The sequence below is a fragment of the Amycolatopsis sp. NPDC006131 genome (assembly GCF_040614175.1).
GTDB classification, from domain to species: domain Bacteria; phylum Actinomycetota; class Actinomycetes; order Mycobacteriales; family Pseudonocardiaceae; genus Amycolatopsis_E; species Amycolatopsis_E tucumanensis.
The window spans coordinates 14828-29552 of record NZ_JBEXTX010000101.1 but is presented as its reverse complement, the minus strand read 5'-3'; the positions used below and the strand labels follow the sequence as shown (position 1 = coordinate 29552).

The window sequence follows — 14725 nt, the reverse complement described above, 5'->3', positions numbered from 1 at the left end:
GCACGCCCGGTTCGCCGACAAGTCCTCGGACTTCGTGGCCTACCTGAACCTGTGGGCAGGGCGACGTTGTGCCGCAGGGCAGCCAGGTCGACGACAACCTCGGCGCGGGGGAGATCGGGGCTCATCGCGGTCCATTTTCCCACGTCCGGGCCACTGGGCGCCCTGCGGGCGGGAAGGACGCCTCGCGGCGCCGGGTGGTCGGCTCGGGCGCCGGCCTCCCCCGCTGCCGCCATGGACCGTTTTCCCTAGCTCACGCCCCCTGCACCGGCACGTCGTGCACCAGCTGCCGCACCGCCAGGTGCCTGCCGCGGATCTCGTTGCCGACCTCGGGCGACTGCGGCTGCTCCAGGGTCACCTGCGCCTTCGCCTCCCACACCGGCGGCTCCGCGCCTCCCGCCAGCGCCCACGCCGCCTGGCGCGCGGCGCCCAGCGCGACGTGCTCCGCCGGCTCCGGCACCACCACCGGCACCCCGAACACGATCGGCGCGATCGCCCGCACCGCCTCGGACTGGGCCGCCCCGCCGATCAGCAGCACCCGCCGCGCGGCCAGGCCCTGCGCCGCCACCGCGTCGAGGCCCGCCGACAGGCCGCACAGCATCCCTTCGACCGCGGCGCGCGCCACGTTTTCCGGCGTCATGTTGCCCCGGCGCAAGCCGTGCAGCGAACCGGCCGCCGTGGGCAGGTTCGGGGTGCGCTCGCCGTCCAGGTACGGCAGCAGCGTCAGGCCCTCGGCGCCCGGCTGGGCCGCCAGCGCCAGCCGGTCGACCCCGGCCAGGTCGGTGCCCAGCATCGCGGCCGTCGCGGTCAGGACGCGCGCCGCGTTGAGCGTGCAGGCCAGCGGCAGGAACCGGCCGGTCGCGTCGGCGAAACCGGCGACCAGCCCGGTGGCGTCCGCGGACGCCGTCTCGCACACGCCGAACACCGTGCCGCTCGTGCCCAGCGACACGACGACGTCGCCCTCGCCGAGGCCCAGCGCCAGCGCCGCGGCCATGTTGTCGCCCGTGCCCGCCGACACCAGCACCCCGTCCGGCGTCCGCCCGGCCGCCTCCGCCGGGCCCAGCACCCGCGGCAGCTCCGGGTCCCGGCCGCCGAACGCGTGCTTGAGGATGTCCCGCCGGTACACGCCCTCCGCCGGCGAGAAGTAGCCCGTGCCGGACGCGTCGCCGCGGTCGGTCACCGGCTCGCCGCCGGTCAGCCGCCAGGTCAGCCAGTCGTGCGGCAGCACCACGCGCGCCACCCGGTCGGCCAGCTCCGGCTCGTTCTCCGCGAGCCACCGCAGCTTCGTCACCGTGAAGCTGGCGACCGGCACCGAGCCGACCGCCTCCGTCCACGCCGCCGGGCCGCCCAGCTCCCGCACCAGGTCCTCGGCCGCCTGCCCGGACCGCGTGTCGTTCCACAGCAACGCCGGCCGCACGACTTCGCCGTCCTCGTCGAGCGTCACCATGCCGTGCTGCTGACCGCCGACGCCGAGCGCCTGAACGCCGTCCAGCAACCCGTCACTGGCCTCGGTGAACGCCCGCCACCACTCGCGCGGGTCCACCTCGGTCGCGTCCGGGTGCGCGGCGCGGCCGGTGCGCACCACCGCGCCCGTCTCCGCGTCACAGACGACGATCTTGGTCGATTGGGTGGACGAGTCGACCCCGGCCACGAGCTTGTCCGTCATGATCCCTCCGGAACTTCGGCCACCAGCACTTCCACGCCGAGCGCCCGCATCGCGGCGATCTCGTCGGCGGGCGTCATGTCGTCGGTGATCACGACGTCGTAGGCGCCGACGTCACCGTAGTCGTAGGTCGCCGTGCGGCCGAACTTCGAATGGTCGACCACGAGCACGTTCCGGTTCGACGCGGCCAGCGCGGCCGTCTTCAGGTCGGCGTAGTCGCGCACCGGGTGGTAGAGCCGCCCGCCTGCGACCGCCGTCGCGGAGACGAACCCGACGTCGGCGCGCATCCGGCCCAGGGCGGCGACGGTGTCCGGACCGCTGCACGAGTCGAACTCCGTGTAGCGGCCGCCGAGCAGCAGCACCTCGACGCCCTCGGCCTCGCCGAGGATGCGGGCCTCCTCCAGCGAGTTGGTGATCACCACCAGCCGCCCCAGCTCCGGGAACCGGCGGACCAGCGGGAACAACGTCGTCGAGTCGTCGACGAACACCGTCTGCCCGGCCGTCACCTGCTCGAACGCCAGCGCCGACAACGCTTCCTTCAGCGGCAGGTTGAGGTTCTCCCGGAAGCGCTTCGCCGTCTCCATGGTCAGCGCCGGGTACGCCGCCACCTTGCCGCGCAGCTTGCGCAGCAGCCGCCGCTCCGCGAGGTCGTCGAGGTCGCGGTGCATCGTCATCAGGCTGACCCCGAACTGCTCGGTCAGCTGATCGATGCGCACCTCACCGCAGTCGATCACGTGCCGCAGGACCTCCTGGCGGCGCTGCTCGACCTCGGCGTCGGACGGTCTAGGCACGCACCACCGCCTTGATGACCGAGTCGTCCTTCCCGGCGATGGTGAGGGCCTGCTCGACCTCGTCCAGGCCGAACCGGTGGGTGACCAGGCGGTCCAGGTCGACCTCGCCGCCCGCGGCCAGCGCGATCGCCGTCGGCCAGGTGTTCGCGTACCGGAAGGTGCCGGTGACCTCCAGTTCGAAGTTCTGCACGTGCGCCAGCGGCAGCGGGATCTCGTCGCCGCCCATGCCGATCAGCACGACCCGGCCGGCGCGGGCGACCGTGCGGATCGCCTGCCCGGCCGCGGCGGGCACGCCCGAGCACTCGAGCAGCACGTCCGGCTCGAACCCGGCGTCGGCCAGGCTCTCCCGCGACACGTCGATCGTCGCGGTCGCGCCCAGCTCCTCCGCCACCTGGAGGCGCCGCGGGTTGACGTCGGTGACGACGACCTCGCTCGCGCCGAACGCCCGCGCGGTCTGCGTCGCGACCAGCCCGATCGGCCCGGCGCCGGTGATCAGCACCCGGCTGCCCGGCGCGACGCGCGACTTGCGGCTCGCCCACACACCCACCGACAGCGGTTCGAGCAGCCCGGCCGCGTCGTCGCTGAGCGCGTCCGGCACCGGGTGCGCGAAGTCCTCGCGCAGCACCACGTACTCGCAGAACGCGCCGTCGATCGGCGGGGTGCCGAAGAACCGCATGCGCGGGCACAGGTTGTAGCGGCCCGCCTTGCACTCGGCGCACACCGAGCACGGCACGCCCGGTTCGAGGGCCACCCGCGCGCCGATCTCGTGCCGCCGCGCGTCCTTCCCCCTGGCGACGACCACCCCGCTGGGCTCGTGGCCGAGGACCAGCGGCTGCTCGACGACGAAGTCGCCGATGCGGCCGTGCTCGTAGTAGTGCACGTCGGAACCGCAGGTGCCGACGGAGGCGACCCGGATCAGCACCTCGTCCGGCGCCGGCGCCGGCACGGGACGCTCCTCGACGCGGATGTCGTGGATCCCGTACAGCACGGCGACCTTCATCGTCGCGGGCACTTCACTCACCTGTCACGGCTCCCAGCGTCAGGCCGGTGACCAGCCACCGGCGCACGGCGAGACCGGCCACGATCATCGGCAACACCACAATAGTGCCGATGGCCGTGAGCTGGCCCCAGTCGATTCCCGTCTGCGTCACGAGCTGGTCGGCGGCGATCGGCAGGGTCTGCGAGTGCGGACCGCTGAACACCAGCGCGAACGCGTAGTCGTTCCAGGAGAACACCAGGCACAGCACGAAGGTGGTCACCAGGCCCGACTTGGTCAGCGGCAGCACGACGTGCCAGAACGCCTGCCACCGCGTGCAGCCCGCGACCAGCGCCGACTCCTCCACCGACGGCGGCACCTCGGCGAAGAACGCGCTCATCAGCCAGATCGCGAACGGCAGGTTGAACGTCAGGTACGCCAGGATCAGCCCGGGGATGCTGTCGATCAGGTTCGCGCCGCGGAACAGCAGGAACAGCGGCAGCACCACGACGGCGATCGGCGCCATCCGGGTCGAGATGATCCAGAACGCGACGTGCTTCTTGGCCCGCATGCGGGTCCCGGCGAGCCCGTAGCCCGCCAGCGCGCCGATCGCGACGGCGAGCACCGACGAGATCCCGGACGCGAGCACGCTGTGCCAGATGTAGGGGCCGAGGTTGTTGGCCCCGGTGAACAGGCTGCGGTAGTTCTCCAGCGTCGGCTGGAACAGGAACTCCGGCTCCGCGGCCGTGACGTCCACATCGGACTTGAACGAGGACGCCACCATCCACACCAGCGGCACCAGCGTCCACAGCAGACCGACGATCACCACGGCGCGGACGCCCACCCGGGCGCGCAGCGGCGTGCGGTCGATGGCGCTCGTCATCGGGTCAGCCCCTTCCTGTCCAGCACCCGGACGAACGCCCGCGCGATGAGGATCGTCACGACGAGCATGACGAGCCCGATCACCGCGGCGTAGCCGAGGTCGAAGAAGCGGAAAGCGGTTTCGTACAACCGGATCGGCACTGTCTTGGTCGCGTCCGCCGGGCCGCCGTTGGTGGTGACGCTGATGATGTCGAAGTAGCGGATCGCGTCCATCGAGCGGATCAGCAGCGCAACCAGCAGCACCCCGGAGATCGAGGGCAGCAGGACGTGCCGGAAGCTCTGCCAGCCGTTCGCGCCGTCCAGCGCCGCGGCCTCGCGGATGCTCTGCGGCACCGCGGTCAGGCCGGCGAGCACGACCAGCGTGATCAGCGGGGTCCACTCCCAGACGTCCATCGCGACCACCGCGAGGAACGCCGACGTGCCGCCGCCGAGGATGTCGCCGTGGTAGCCGACCAGGCCGAGCAGCCACGTGTAGAGGCCGAACGTGGAGTCGGTGAGGAACCGGCCGAGCAGGCCGACGATCACCGGCGCGACGAACATCGGCAGCAGGAACAGCGTCAGCAGCAGGTTGCGGGAGCGCACCAGCTTCCACAGGCACAGCGCGAATCCCAGGCCCAGCACCATTTCCAGGCCGACGGTCAGCACGAAGAAGGCGATGGTGCGCAGCCACTGCACCCACAGGTCGAGGTCGCCGAACAGCCGCGCCCAGTAGGTCAGGCCGACGTTGTCGAACACGACCCCGCCGAGCAGGTGCACGCGCGAGAAGCTCATCGCGATGATCGTGACCAGCGGGATGACCGACAGCAGCGCGAGCAGGATCATGCCCGGCGTCAGCATGAGGCCGTGGAAGCCGATCCGCTTGCGTGGCTTGGTGTTCCGCACCGGCGCCTCGGCCGGCGCGTTGAGTGTCGTGGTCATGCCGCCCACCCCCGTGCCGTGATCCGGTCGATCTTCGTGGCCGCGCCGCGCATGGTGTCCGCGGGCGAGGAGTCACCGGCGAGCATTTTGGACAGTTGCGTGTAGACGGCGGTGTCGCACTCGTTCCACATCGGGATCTTCGGCCGCAGACCGATGTTCTCCGGCTGCCACGCGGTCGCCACGGCGGGCGCGGCGAGGATGTTCGGCATCGCGGACGGCCGGTGCTCGGCGGCGCGGACCTCGGGCAGGTCGTAGACGGACTGCCGGGTCGGGGTGCCGCCGCCTGCCTCGCTCTTGAGGTTGGCCAGCTGCGTCTGCGTCGAGGTCGCCCAGAGCACGAACAGCCACGCGGCCATCCGCTCGTTGGGCTGGGTGTTGCCGTTGATGCCGATGCCGCAGCCGCCGTAGTGGTTGGCGGAGCGGACCGGACCGCGCGGCAGCGGGGCGTAACCGAAGCGGCCGGGCATGGCCTTCTCGTTGGCCGCCGCGTACTCGTGCCAGTTGACGCACATCGCAATCCGGCCCGAGCTGAGCGCCGGGGCGAGGCCGTTCCAGTCCCAGGTCTTCGACGACGGGTCGGCGATCGACAGGAGCCGCTGGTAGAACTCGGCGGCGGCGATGGCCTGGTCGCTGCCGAGGCGGCACGGGCCGGGGTCGGTGGTGCCGTAGAGGCCGACCTCGGTGCCGTTGTCGAAGTAGTCGCCGCCGTAGGACCACAGCACGTTGGAGAAGTCGCACATCAGCGAGTCGTGTTGTTTGGCCTGGTGGCCGGTGCCGTAGGCGACTTCGTCGGCGTTGTCGTTGAACCACCGGGCGATCCGCAGGTACTCGTCCCAGGTGCGGTCGAGGCCGGGGGTCGGGTCGAAGCCGAGGTCGTCGGCCATGCGCGCGCCGTACTTGTCGAACAGGTCGGCGCGGTACTGCCAGATCATCGTCGGGCAGTCGTAGGGGACGGCGAAGATCTTGTCCCGGTCGCCGAACCGGCCGGCCGCGTCGAGCTGGGTCGGGATGAAGTCGTCCCAGCCGGTGAACTCGGGCAGGCCGGGCTGCGCGGCGAGCTCGCGCAGGTCGACCAGGCCCTTCGAGTAGGGCGCGAGCACCTGGTAGGGGTCGGCGTAGATCACGTGGTACTGCGATTCGCCGCCGGCCAGGTCGAGCGCGACCTTCTGGACCAGGGCGGACAGCTCCAGCGTGACGATGTTGACGTTGATGCCGGTCAGATCCGTGAACGGCTTGAGGTTCGCCGCGATCGCCGCGGTGGGGGCGGTGTTCTCGGAGATCAGGTTGATGGTGGCGCCTGCGAACTGGCGCCAGCGGTCGTCGGTGACGATCCGCGGCGCGTCCTGCCGGGCGCTGCAGGCGCCGAGCAGGCCGCCGGTGGCGAGGGCCGCGCCGCCCGCCAGTGCCCCCCTGAGCACCGACCGCCGCGCGACGCCCCTTGGGGGCGCTCCCGTCATTGGGTTCCTCCGTAGTTGGTGGGGACGCCCACTTATTTACCAGAGGATCTCGCGGTTGTTAACACATAACTCGATAACTTGATGGGTAAGTTCTCCTGTAGGAGCTCTCGGTGATGGTTCGTGTTCAGAACGCGGTCGATCTAGGTCTGCGCGGCCGCCGGAATCGCCGCGAGGATCGCGCCCGGGAACACCCGCTCCGCGTCAGAGCACCGCGGCGCGCACCGTCCGCACGGCATCCGGGATCGCGGCCAGAATCCCCGACGCCGAGACCGGCACGCCCCGCGCCGCCAGATCCCCCGCCAGCGAATGCACGTACGCCGCACACCCCGCAGCCAGCCACGGCTCCAACCCACCCGCCAGCAGCGAGCCGATCAACCCGGACAGCACGTCCCCGGAACCGGCCGTCGCCAGCCACGAGCCGCGCGCGACGTTCACCAGCACCCGGCCGTCCGGGGCGGCGACGATCGTCACGTTGCCCTTCAGCAGCACCACGGCGTCGTACTTCGCCGCGGCCTCCCGCACCGACGCCACCCGGTCCTCGCCCGGCGAGCGGCCCATCAGGCGTTCGAACTCGCCCGCGTGCGGGGTCAGCACCAGCGGCGTGCCCGGGTCACGAGCGTCCAGGACGTCCGGGCGGTGCGCCATCAGCGTCGTCGCGTCGGCGTCCGCGCACACCGGGACCCCGGCGCCGAGCACGTGCCCCAGCACCTCACGCCCCTCGCGGCCGGTCCCGATCCCCGGCCCGACCACCCACGCCTGCACCCGCCCGGCGTCGGTCACCGAACCGGTCGCCACGACCTCCGGCCACCGCGACCGCACGACGTCAGCCGCCGGCCCGGCGTAGCGCACCATGCCGGACGTCGCGAGCACCGCCGAACCGGTCGCGAGCACCGCCGCGCCCGGGTAGGTCGCCGAGCCGGCCGCGACGCCCGTCACACCCTGGCTGTACTTGTTGTCCGCCGGCCCCGGCACCGGCCACGCGCGCCCGACGTCGGCCGCGTCCAGCTGCCACAGGTCCGGATCGTCCAGTTCCAGCCCGATGTCGACCAGCTCGACCCGCCCGCAGCGCGACGGGTTGAGCACGTGCACCGGTTTGCGCGCGCCGAACGTCACTGTCCGCGTGGCCGTGACCGCGTCGCCCGGCACCGCCCCGGTGTCCGGCTCGACGCCGCTGGGCAGGTCGACCGCCAGCACCGGCGCGCGAACGTGCTCGACCAGCGCGGCCGCGTCCGGGCGCAGGCCGCCGTGCGCGGACAGGCCGACGATCCCGTCGATCACCAGGTCCGCGGCTTCGAGCACCGCCGGGCCGTCCTCGGCGGACACCACCCGGCCCTTCGCCCGGCGCAGCGCGGCCAGCCCGGCGGCGTGCGCCTTCTCGGGCTTGAGCAGGATCGCGGTGACGCTCACGCCACGGCGGCGCAGGAACGCACCGGCCCACAACGCGTCGCCGCCGTTGTTGCCCGCGCCGACGAGCAGCGCGACGCGCCGCCCGGACACCTGCCCGGTGTGCTCGGCCAGCATCTCGGCCGCGTGCAGGGCGACCGCGAACGCGGCCTTGTGCATCAGCGCGCCCTCGGGCGTGGCGGCCAACAGCTTCTCTTCAGCCGAACGGATCCGGTCGGTGGTCCAGATTCCCTGCACGCGGCCCTGTTTACTCCACGGTCACGGACTTCGCCAGGTTCCGCGGCTTGTCCACGTCGTAACCACGCGAGCGAGCGATCTCGGCCGACAGCACCTGCAGCGGCACGGTGGACACCAGCGGCTGGAGCAGCGTCGGCACCGCCGGGACCTCGATCAGCTCGTCGGCGAACGGGCGCACCGTGTCGTCGCCCTCCTCGGCGATGACGATCGTGCGCGCGCCGCGGGCCTGGATCTCGCTGATGTTCGACACCAGCTTGGCGTGCAGCACCGCGCGGCCCTTCGGCGACGGCATCACGACGACGACCGGAAGGCCCTCCTCGATCAACGCGATCGGGCCGTGCTTCAGCTCACCGGCGGCGAAGGCCTCGGCGTGCATGTACGCCAGCTCCTTGAGCTTGAGCGCGCCCTCCAGCGCGACCGGGTAGCCGACGTGCCTGCCCAGGAACAGCACGGCCTTCGAGTCGGCGATGTCCCGGCTCAGCTCGCGCACCTGGTCCACAGTGGACAGAACCTTCTGCACGGCGGCCGGCATGGCCTCCAGCTCGGCGAACTCGCGTGCCACCTCGTCCGGGTACTTCGTGCCGCGGGCCTGCGCCAGTGCGAGGCCGACGAGGTAGTTCGCCGCGATCTGCGACAGGAAAGTCTTCGTCGCCGCGACCCCGACCTCCGGCCCGGCGTGCGTGTAGAGCACGGCGTCGGACTCGCGCGGGATCTGCGCGCCGTTGGTGTTGCAGACGGCCAGCACGCGCGCCTTCTGGTCGCGGGCGTGGCGGATCGCTTCGAGCGTGTCCGCGGTCTCCCCGGACTGCGACACGGCGACGACCAGGGTGTCCCGGTCCAGCACCGGGTCGCGGTAGCGGAACTCGCTGGCCAGCTCGACCTCGACGGGCAGGCGGCACCAGTGCTCGATCGCGTACTTGGCGACCAGGCCGGAGTGGTAGGCCGAGCCGCAGGCCACCACGAACACCTTGTCGACCTCGCGCAGGTCCTGGTCGGACAGGCGCTGCTCGTCGAGGATGATGCGGCCGCGGTCGAAGTGGCCGCGCAGCGTGTTCGCCAGCGCCTCCGGCTGCTCCTCGATCTCCTTGAGCATGAAGTACTCGTGGCCGCCCTTCTCGGCGGCCGAGAGGTCCCAGTTGACCGTGAACGGCTTGCCCTGCGCGGGCTCGCCGGCGAAGTCGGAGATGTCGTAGCCGTCGCGGCTGATGACGACGACCTGGTCCTGGCCCAGCTCGACGGCCTCGCGGGTATGCTCGATGAAGGCCGACACGTCGGAGGCGACGAAGTGCTCGCCCTCGCCGACCCCCACGACCAGCGGCGACGACCGCCGCGCGGCGACGATCATGTCCGGCTGGTCGGCGTGGGTGACGACCAGGGTGAACGCGCCTTCGAGGCGGCGGCACACGGCCCGGACGCTGGCCGGCAGGTCACCGGCGGTGGGGCCGTCGGCGTAGGCGCGGGCCACCAGGTGAGCGGCGGTCTCGGTGTCGGTGTCGCTGGTCATCTCGACACCGTCGGCCTCCAGCTCGGCCCGCAGGGCGGCGAAGTTCTCGATGATGCCGTTGTGCACGACCGCGACGCGCTGCGAGGCGTCCCGGTGCGGGTGCGAGTTGCGGTCGATGGGCGCGCCGTGGGTCGCCCAGCGGGTGTGGCCCATGCCCGCGGTGCCCGCGAACCGGTCGAGGCCGTGTTCGGAGAGCGCGCCCTCCAGGTTGGCCAGGCGGCCCGCCTTGCGTTCGACGGTCAGCGCGCCGGCGCCGTCCAGCACGGCCACCCCGGCCGAGTCATACCCGCGGTACTCCATCCGGCGCAGCCCGCCGAGCACGACGTCCAGCGCCTGCCGGTGACCGACATATCCCACGATTCCGCACACACCACCAGCCTAACGAGGGATACGGGTCGCGCTCCCCCGGCTCATCTCCACCTCGGCGAAACCGCGCTTCCGAAGGATGTTGCGCGGCCGTGCCGGGGCGGGCTGCCCTAAGCTCTCGACCATGGTCAGCAAGCCCAAGGAGCTGCTCGAAGAGCTGTCGCACGCGGGACCGCACGACGTGCTGCGGGGCAACCTCGCGCTCGCCGGATTGCCCGGTGTGGTGTTCACCCCACGAAGCGGCCTCGGGCTGCCGGCGGTGGCGTTCGGGCACGGTTGGTTGCAGCCGCCCGGGCGGTACCGCGGGCTGCTGGCGCATCTGGCGAGCTGGGGCATCGTGGCCGCCGCGCCCGCCACGCAGCTCGGTCCGCTGCCGTCGCACCGCCTGCTGGCCGCGGACCTGCGCACGACGCTCGACGTGGTGACCGGGGTGCGGCTCGGCCCGGACGCGATCAGCGTCGACCGGGACAGGCTGGGCCTGGCGGGCCACTCGACCGGCGGCGGATCGGCGGTGCTGGCCGCGGCCTCGGGCGGGGTGCGCGGGGTGGCGACGTTCGCCGCGGCGCAGACGCTGCCGTCGGCGAGCGCGGCCGCGGTGCGGGTGACGGCGCCGGGGCTGCACCTGGCCGCGGACGGCGACCTGGTCGCCCCGGCGGGCGGCAACGCCGAGTCGATAGCCAAGGCGTGGGGCGGGCCGGTCCAGTACCGGAAAGTCGACAAGTCGACGCACCTGGCGTTGACCGAGGGCAGCCACTGGAGCCAGCGCCTGCTCCACGGGAAGCCGAACCACCGGACGCAGGTACTGGTGCGGGCCCTGTTCACGGCGTTCTTCCTGACCCATCTGACCGGGACGGACAAGTACCGGCCGCTGCTGGAGACGGACGTGAAGCGCGCCGGGATCGATTTCTCGCGCGACGCGTTGCCGGTGGCTGCGTAGCTGCACCTCCGTCCGCCGCAGGAGTCCGGCCGCGCGGTCGGGGGCAGCCGGCGCCCCGCCGGCGCCGTCCGCACCCGCCCCGCCGCCCGCCAGAAGCCCAGCCGCGCACGTTCCGGGGGCAACGGGCGCCACACCAGCGCCGTCCACACCCGCCCAGCCACAACACCCCACCGCCCGCCAGAAGCCCAGCCGCGCACGTGCTGTGCCAACCGGCGCCCCACCAGCGCCATCCGCACCCGCCCAGCCACAACACCCCGCCGCCGCCAGAAGCCCAGCCGCGCGCCGGGGCAGCCTCACCACAGCCCCCGCCCCTCGGCTACAACGCCCCACAGGAGTCGGGTCGCGGGCTTTGGGATCAGCCCAGCCAGTCCTTGTTCGAGTAGTCGTCCTCGGGTTCGTCGGGGCGGGCGTGGCGGCCTCGGCGCGCCGGGGGTTCCGGTGGGGGCGCGTGGCGGTTCGTCGGTTCAGTCGCCATCTCGGGGTCTTCGAAGTCCATGCCCAGTGAGGCATTGGGGTCGGACTTCTCGGGCAGCTCCCACCCGGCGGCGGTCCTCGTGCGGGCGGCCTGCTCGGCGAGGCGCTGCACGCTCGCGGCGGCCTCCCGCGTGAGGTCGCCGGCGCGGGCCTGGCTCTCCGCGAGACTCGTCTCGACGCGGCGGCCGATCAGGTCCTGACGGGCGACGCGCTCGGCGGCGATCGCGTCGAGCTTCGTCTGGAACTCGCTCACCTGCGGGTTTCCTCCTCGTCCAGGGAGCCGCTGATGCGGCCACCCGAGCCGGGGCTGTCGAAGATGTCGCCGTCGACGCGGTAGGCGCGGGAGGACCGCTCGGGATCCTCACCACCCTGGTTCCCCGCGGCGGCGGGTGGCAGGCCGCCGAGCATGCTCATCCCGCTGGGATCGACAGCCGCGCCGACCGGATCAAGCCCCGGCGCGGTGCCGAGGGCGGCCCCGGACGCCGGAGGCGCCGAGGAGTGCCCGATCGAACCGGGATCGCCGAGAGAGCCGCTCACGGCCCCCTGCTCGGCCAGCCCATCGGAAACCCCACCCAGCGCGGCGGCCGGGGTGGTGCGCTCCTGCCCGCCCAGCGCAGTCCCGGCCGGGACCTCCGGGTCGGGAGGCACAAGGGACGGCACGCCACCGGCTGGGCCGGAGGGAACTTGATCCGAACCAGCCGAGCCGAAAGCGGTTGGCTGGGCGCCATCGGGCGCGCCAGCGGCGCCCGTGCCGAGATCGGGCAAGGAGCCGGAGTTTCCAGAGGACGCCTGGACGTCAGCGAAGACGCCAGCCGCCCCCGCGCGCTGAGCCGCATCAGCGAGGGGGCCAGCGCCTCCGAAGGCCTCCGCGTGGGCGGGGTCATTGGAACCCCCAGCCACCGGCCTCTGGGCTCCATCGGCGAGCGGGGCGAAGTCCGCGGCGCCAGCTGACTGGCCGGGGCCGCCGAGTGCGCCGGTCGCGCCGAGGCGCTGGGCCGGGTCGGTGGAGAGGCCGGGGGCGGACCCGGCGGCGCCGGGTGTGGCGGGCCGGGCGGTCGGCTCCTCACCCAGGGGGTACGTCGTCGGGGCACCGGGGACGGACCCGGGGCCGCCGGGCGCGGTTGGCTCCTCGCCGAGGGTGTACGTCGTTGGGGTGCCCGTGCCGTCGTCGAGCGTGATCACCGTTGGGCCGGTCTCGCCGGCTGGGCGGTCGGCTGTGATGTGCAGTGGGCCGTCGTCGATGTGGATTTTGCCGTCGGCGGCCGGGGTGTACGCGGGGGTCGCCGGGTCGGGGGTGCCCCACGTGAGCTGGTAGTCCTTCGGCTGACCGTCGCCGTTGTCGATTTTGATGGCCATTCGGCCGGTCTGGTCGGGCTCGGTCAGTTCGAGCTTGCTGTCGCCCCGCTGGACCGTCAGCGTGTCCTGCTCGTCCGGCACCGGCGCGGCGGGCGGCACCGCCGGGGGCACGACCGGAGGGGCGAGTGGTGGTGTCGCACCCGCGCCACCCGCCAAACCCGTCGGGCCAGCGCCACCCGCCGAACCCGCGGCGCCACCGCCGGAGCCGCCCGCGCCACCGGCACCGGAGCTCCGAGCCGGGACCGGCGCGGCCTCGCCGACCGCAGCGAACGGGTTGTCCGGCACCTGCTGCAACTCGGTGTTCAACGCCGACCACTGGGCCGCCACCGCCACGCGCGTGTTCTCGCACATCGTCTGGAACTCGCCGACGAAACCGGCGAACCAGCGGCAGAACTCCGCCAGCCAGCTCTTCGCCCACGACTGCACCGCGTCCAGCAGCTCGTCCGACATCCCGAACGACGAGCCCACCAGCAGCTGCCCCGCCAACGGCGATTGCTGCCCCAGCAGGAACGGGATGAAGTGCTTGAAGTCGTCCGCGCTGGCGTTGCGCCCCAGCTCGGCGATCCCCGCGAGGCGCGAGGTGTCCTGCGCCGTCAGGCCCTGCTGCTGCGGCCACGTCTGGAACGCGTACTGCAGCACCCACGAAGCCTTGTCCCGGCACGAGCCGGCGACCGCGGCGATCGTCCGGTTCACCACGTCCGCCGCGTGCTCCAGCGACTGCTCGACGGCCCTGACCCCGTCCCCGAACTTCGTCCAGGACGCCGCCGCCGCGCTCTTCCCGTCGCCCTCCCACGAGCCGAACAACGCCTGCATCGCGGAGTTCTGCGACGGCGCCGCGTCCGCGACCGACTCCCGCACCTGCACGATCTCGGTCACCCCGGCGGCGAACTTGTCGAACGGGATGTCGCGCTGCTCGTCGTACCGGTCGATCAGCTCCTGCAGGCGGAAGTCCGGCAGCCCGGGCGCCGCCACCGCGCGCGCCCTGCTGTAGACGGGCAGCCACACCCGGAAACTGTCCAGCCCCGGCACGCCGGCGTCGAGGATCTCGTTCGAGTTCGCCGCCCCCGGGCTGGTGTCCGACCCCTTCAGCGAGTCGAGGCGCGCCTTCCCGTCGTCGACCGCCCGCGCCTGCGCCTCGCGCGCCGCCTGCATGTTCGCGTCGTGCTTGCCCTGCGCCGCGGAGTACGCGTCGTAGGCGAAGGCGCCGTCCTGGAGGTCCCGGTCGGTGAACCCGAACCGGTCCTGATAGGACTCCAGCAGCTCCTTCTTCTCGTTCTCGTTCGCGAAGCCGTAGACGACCGGGTCGACGTCACCGATCGCGTCGAAGTAGCGGACGAGCAGGGTGCGCTTGGTCTCGTCGTCGATCCCCGGGTCGTCGACGAGCTGCCGGACCTCCTCGATCGTGGGCAGCCGCTCCGCCATCAGCTCGCCGCCGTCCGCACGTCGCCCTGGGACCGGTCGTCCGCCGCCGTGTAGGACCCGCTCGCGCGGCCAAGCTTGTCCGCGAACTCACCGGAGGCTCGCACGTAGCTGTCCACACAGGCCACCAGCCGCTGCACGCCCGCCTGGTACCCGGCGAAGGACTCGTGGTGCTTGCGGCCGAAGTCCTCGGCCGTGATCCGCACGTCCTTGAGGTTGGGCAGCGTGTACCGCAGCTGCGTCCCCGGCTCGTCCCGCACCGTGCCGGCGGCGGCGCTGAGCTGCTGCGGATCGACCTCGTACCCGGCCACGACCACTCCCCCTCGCTCCGTGTCGTGCACAGA

General features: G+C 72.6%; 12 protein-coding genes. 1 reads left to right on the top strand and 11 read right to left on the bottom strand.

Annotated features, from left to right (window positions below):
* Window positions 1-250 precede the first annotated feature (250 nt).
* The 8 genes from xylB to glmS all read right to left on the bottom strand — a co-directional run bounded on the left by xylB (window position 251) and on the right by glmS (window position 10198).
* The gene (gene xylB, locus ABZ215_RS34715) at window positions 251-1663 is read right to left on the bottom strand and encodes a xylulokinase (RefSeq protein WP_354954557.1); all 1413 of its coding nucleotides are present in this window, start codon (window positions 1661-1663) and stop codon (window positions 251-253) included.
* Window positions 1660-2451 carry a DeoR/GlpR family DNA-binding transcription regulator gene (locus ABZ215_RS34710; protein ID WP_020420014.1) on the bottom strand — a complete coding sequence of 264 codons (792 nt, stop codon included), beginning with the start codon at window positions 2449-2451 and terminating at the stop codon, window positions 1660-1662. The genes xylB and ABZ215_RS34710 overlap by 4 nt, the downstream gene beginning before the upstream one ends.
* Window positions 2444-3463, bottom strand: coding sequence for an NAD(P)-dependent alcohol dehydrogenase (locus ABZ215_RS34705; RefSeq protein ID WP_237339602.1), 1020 nt, complete (start codon window positions 3461-3463; stop codon window positions 2444-2446). The genes ABZ215_RS34710 and ABZ215_RS34705 overlap by 8 nt, the downstream gene beginning before the upstream one ends.
* 1 nt (window position 3464) lies before the next feature.
* A complete protein-coding gene (locus ABZ215_RS34700) occupies window positions 3465-4310 on the bottom strand; it encodes a carbohydrate ABC transporter permease (protein WP_020420012.1) in 846 nt (281 codons plus the stop codon).
* Complete coding sequence (locus ABZ215_RS34695) at window positions 4307-5227, bottom strand: sugar ABC transporter permease (RefSeq protein WP_354954555.1); 921 nt, start codon at window positions 5225-5227, stop codon at window positions 4307-4309. The genes ABZ215_RS34700 and ABZ215_RS34695 overlap by 4 nt, the downstream gene beginning before the upstream one ends.
* Window positions 5224-6684 (bottom strand): extracellular solute-binding protein, encoded by a 1461-nt coding sequence (locus tag ABZ215_RS34690; protein WP_237339599.1) that lies wholly within the window; start codon window positions 6682-6684, stop codon window positions 5224-5226. Before ABZ215_RS34690 ends, ABZ215_RS34695 begins: the two co-directional genes overlap by 4 nt.
* 201 nt (window positions 6685-6885) lie before the next feature.
* Window positions 6886-8325, bottom strand: coding sequence for an NAD(P)H-hydrate dehydratase (locus tag ABZ215_RS34685; RefSeq protein ID WP_237339598.1), 1440 nt, complete (start codon window positions 8323-8325; stop codon window positions 6886-6888).
* Between the two features lie 10 nt (window positions 8326-8335).
* A complete protein-coding gene (gene glmS, locus ABZ215_RS34680; RefSeq protein ID WP_027932604.1) occupies window positions 8336-10198 on the bottom strand; it encodes a glutamine--fructose-6-phosphate transaminase (isomerizing) in 1863 nt (620 codons plus the stop codon).
* Window positions 10199-10319: 121 nt separating this feature from the next.
* Here glmS and ABZ215_RS34675 point away from each other — a divergent pair, with 121 nt between their 5' ends.
* Window positions 10320-11132 (top strand): alpha/beta hydrolase, encoded by an 813-nt coding sequence (locus ABZ215_RS34675; protein WP_354954552.1) that lies wholly within the window; start codon window positions 10320-10322, stop codon window positions 11130-11132.
* A 355-nt stretch (window positions 11133-11487) separates the two neighbouring features.
* On the opposite strand, the gene ABZ215_RS34670 is transcribed toward ABZ215_RS34675, so the two are convergent.
* Genes ABZ215_RS34670 through ABZ215_RS34660 form a run of 3 tightly spaced genes read right to left on the bottom strand, consistent with a single transcriptional unit; the run spans window position 11488 to window position 14692 of the window.
* Complete coding sequence (locus ABZ215_RS34670; RefSeq protein WP_020420006.1) at window positions 11488-11859, bottom strand: hypothetical protein; 372 nt, start codon at window positions 11857-11859, stop codon at window positions 11488-11490.
* The gene (locus tag ABZ215_RS34665; RefSeq protein ID WP_354954550.1) at window positions 11856-14384 is read right to left on the bottom strand and encodes a hypothetical protein; all 2529 of its coding nucleotides are present in this window, start codon (window positions 14382-14384) and stop codon (window positions 11856-11858) included. Before ABZ215_RS34665 ends, ABZ215_RS34670 begins: the two co-directional genes overlap by 4 nt.
* Window positions 14384-14692 (bottom strand): hypothetical protein, encoded by a 309-nt coding sequence (locus ABZ215_RS34660; protein WP_231960661.1) that lies wholly within the window; start codon window positions 14690-14692, stop codon window positions 14384-14386. Before ABZ215_RS34660 ends, ABZ215_RS34665 begins: the two co-directional genes overlap by 1 nt.
* Window positions 14693-14725: the final 33 nt, after the last annotated feature.

Coding starts and splice junctions, on each gene's coding strand:
- xylB (WP_354954557.1), bottom strand. CDS start 1,663: ATGACGGACAAGCTCGTGGCCGGGGTCGACTCGTCCACCCAATCGACC.
- ABZ215_RS34700 (WP_020420012.1), bottom strand. CDS start 4,310: ATGACGAGCGCCATCGACCGCACGCCGCTGCGCGCCCGGGTGGGCGTC.
- ABZ215_RS34695 (WP_354954555.1), bottom strand. CDS start 5,227: ATGACCACGACACTCAACGCGCCGGCCGAGGCGCCGGTGCGGAACACC.
- ABZ215_RS34690 (WP_237339599.1), bottom strand. CDS start 6,684: ATGACGGGAGCGCCCCCAAGGGGCGTCGCGCGGCGGTCGGTGCTCAGG.
- ABZ215_RS34675 (WP_354954552.1), top strand. CDS start 10,320: ATGGTCAGCAAGCCCAAGGAGCTGCTCGAAGAGCTGTCGCACGCGGGA.
- ABZ215_RS34665 (WP_354954550.1), bottom strand. CDS start 14,384: ATGGCGGAGCGGCTGCCCACGATCGAGGAGGTCCGGCAGCTCGTCGAC.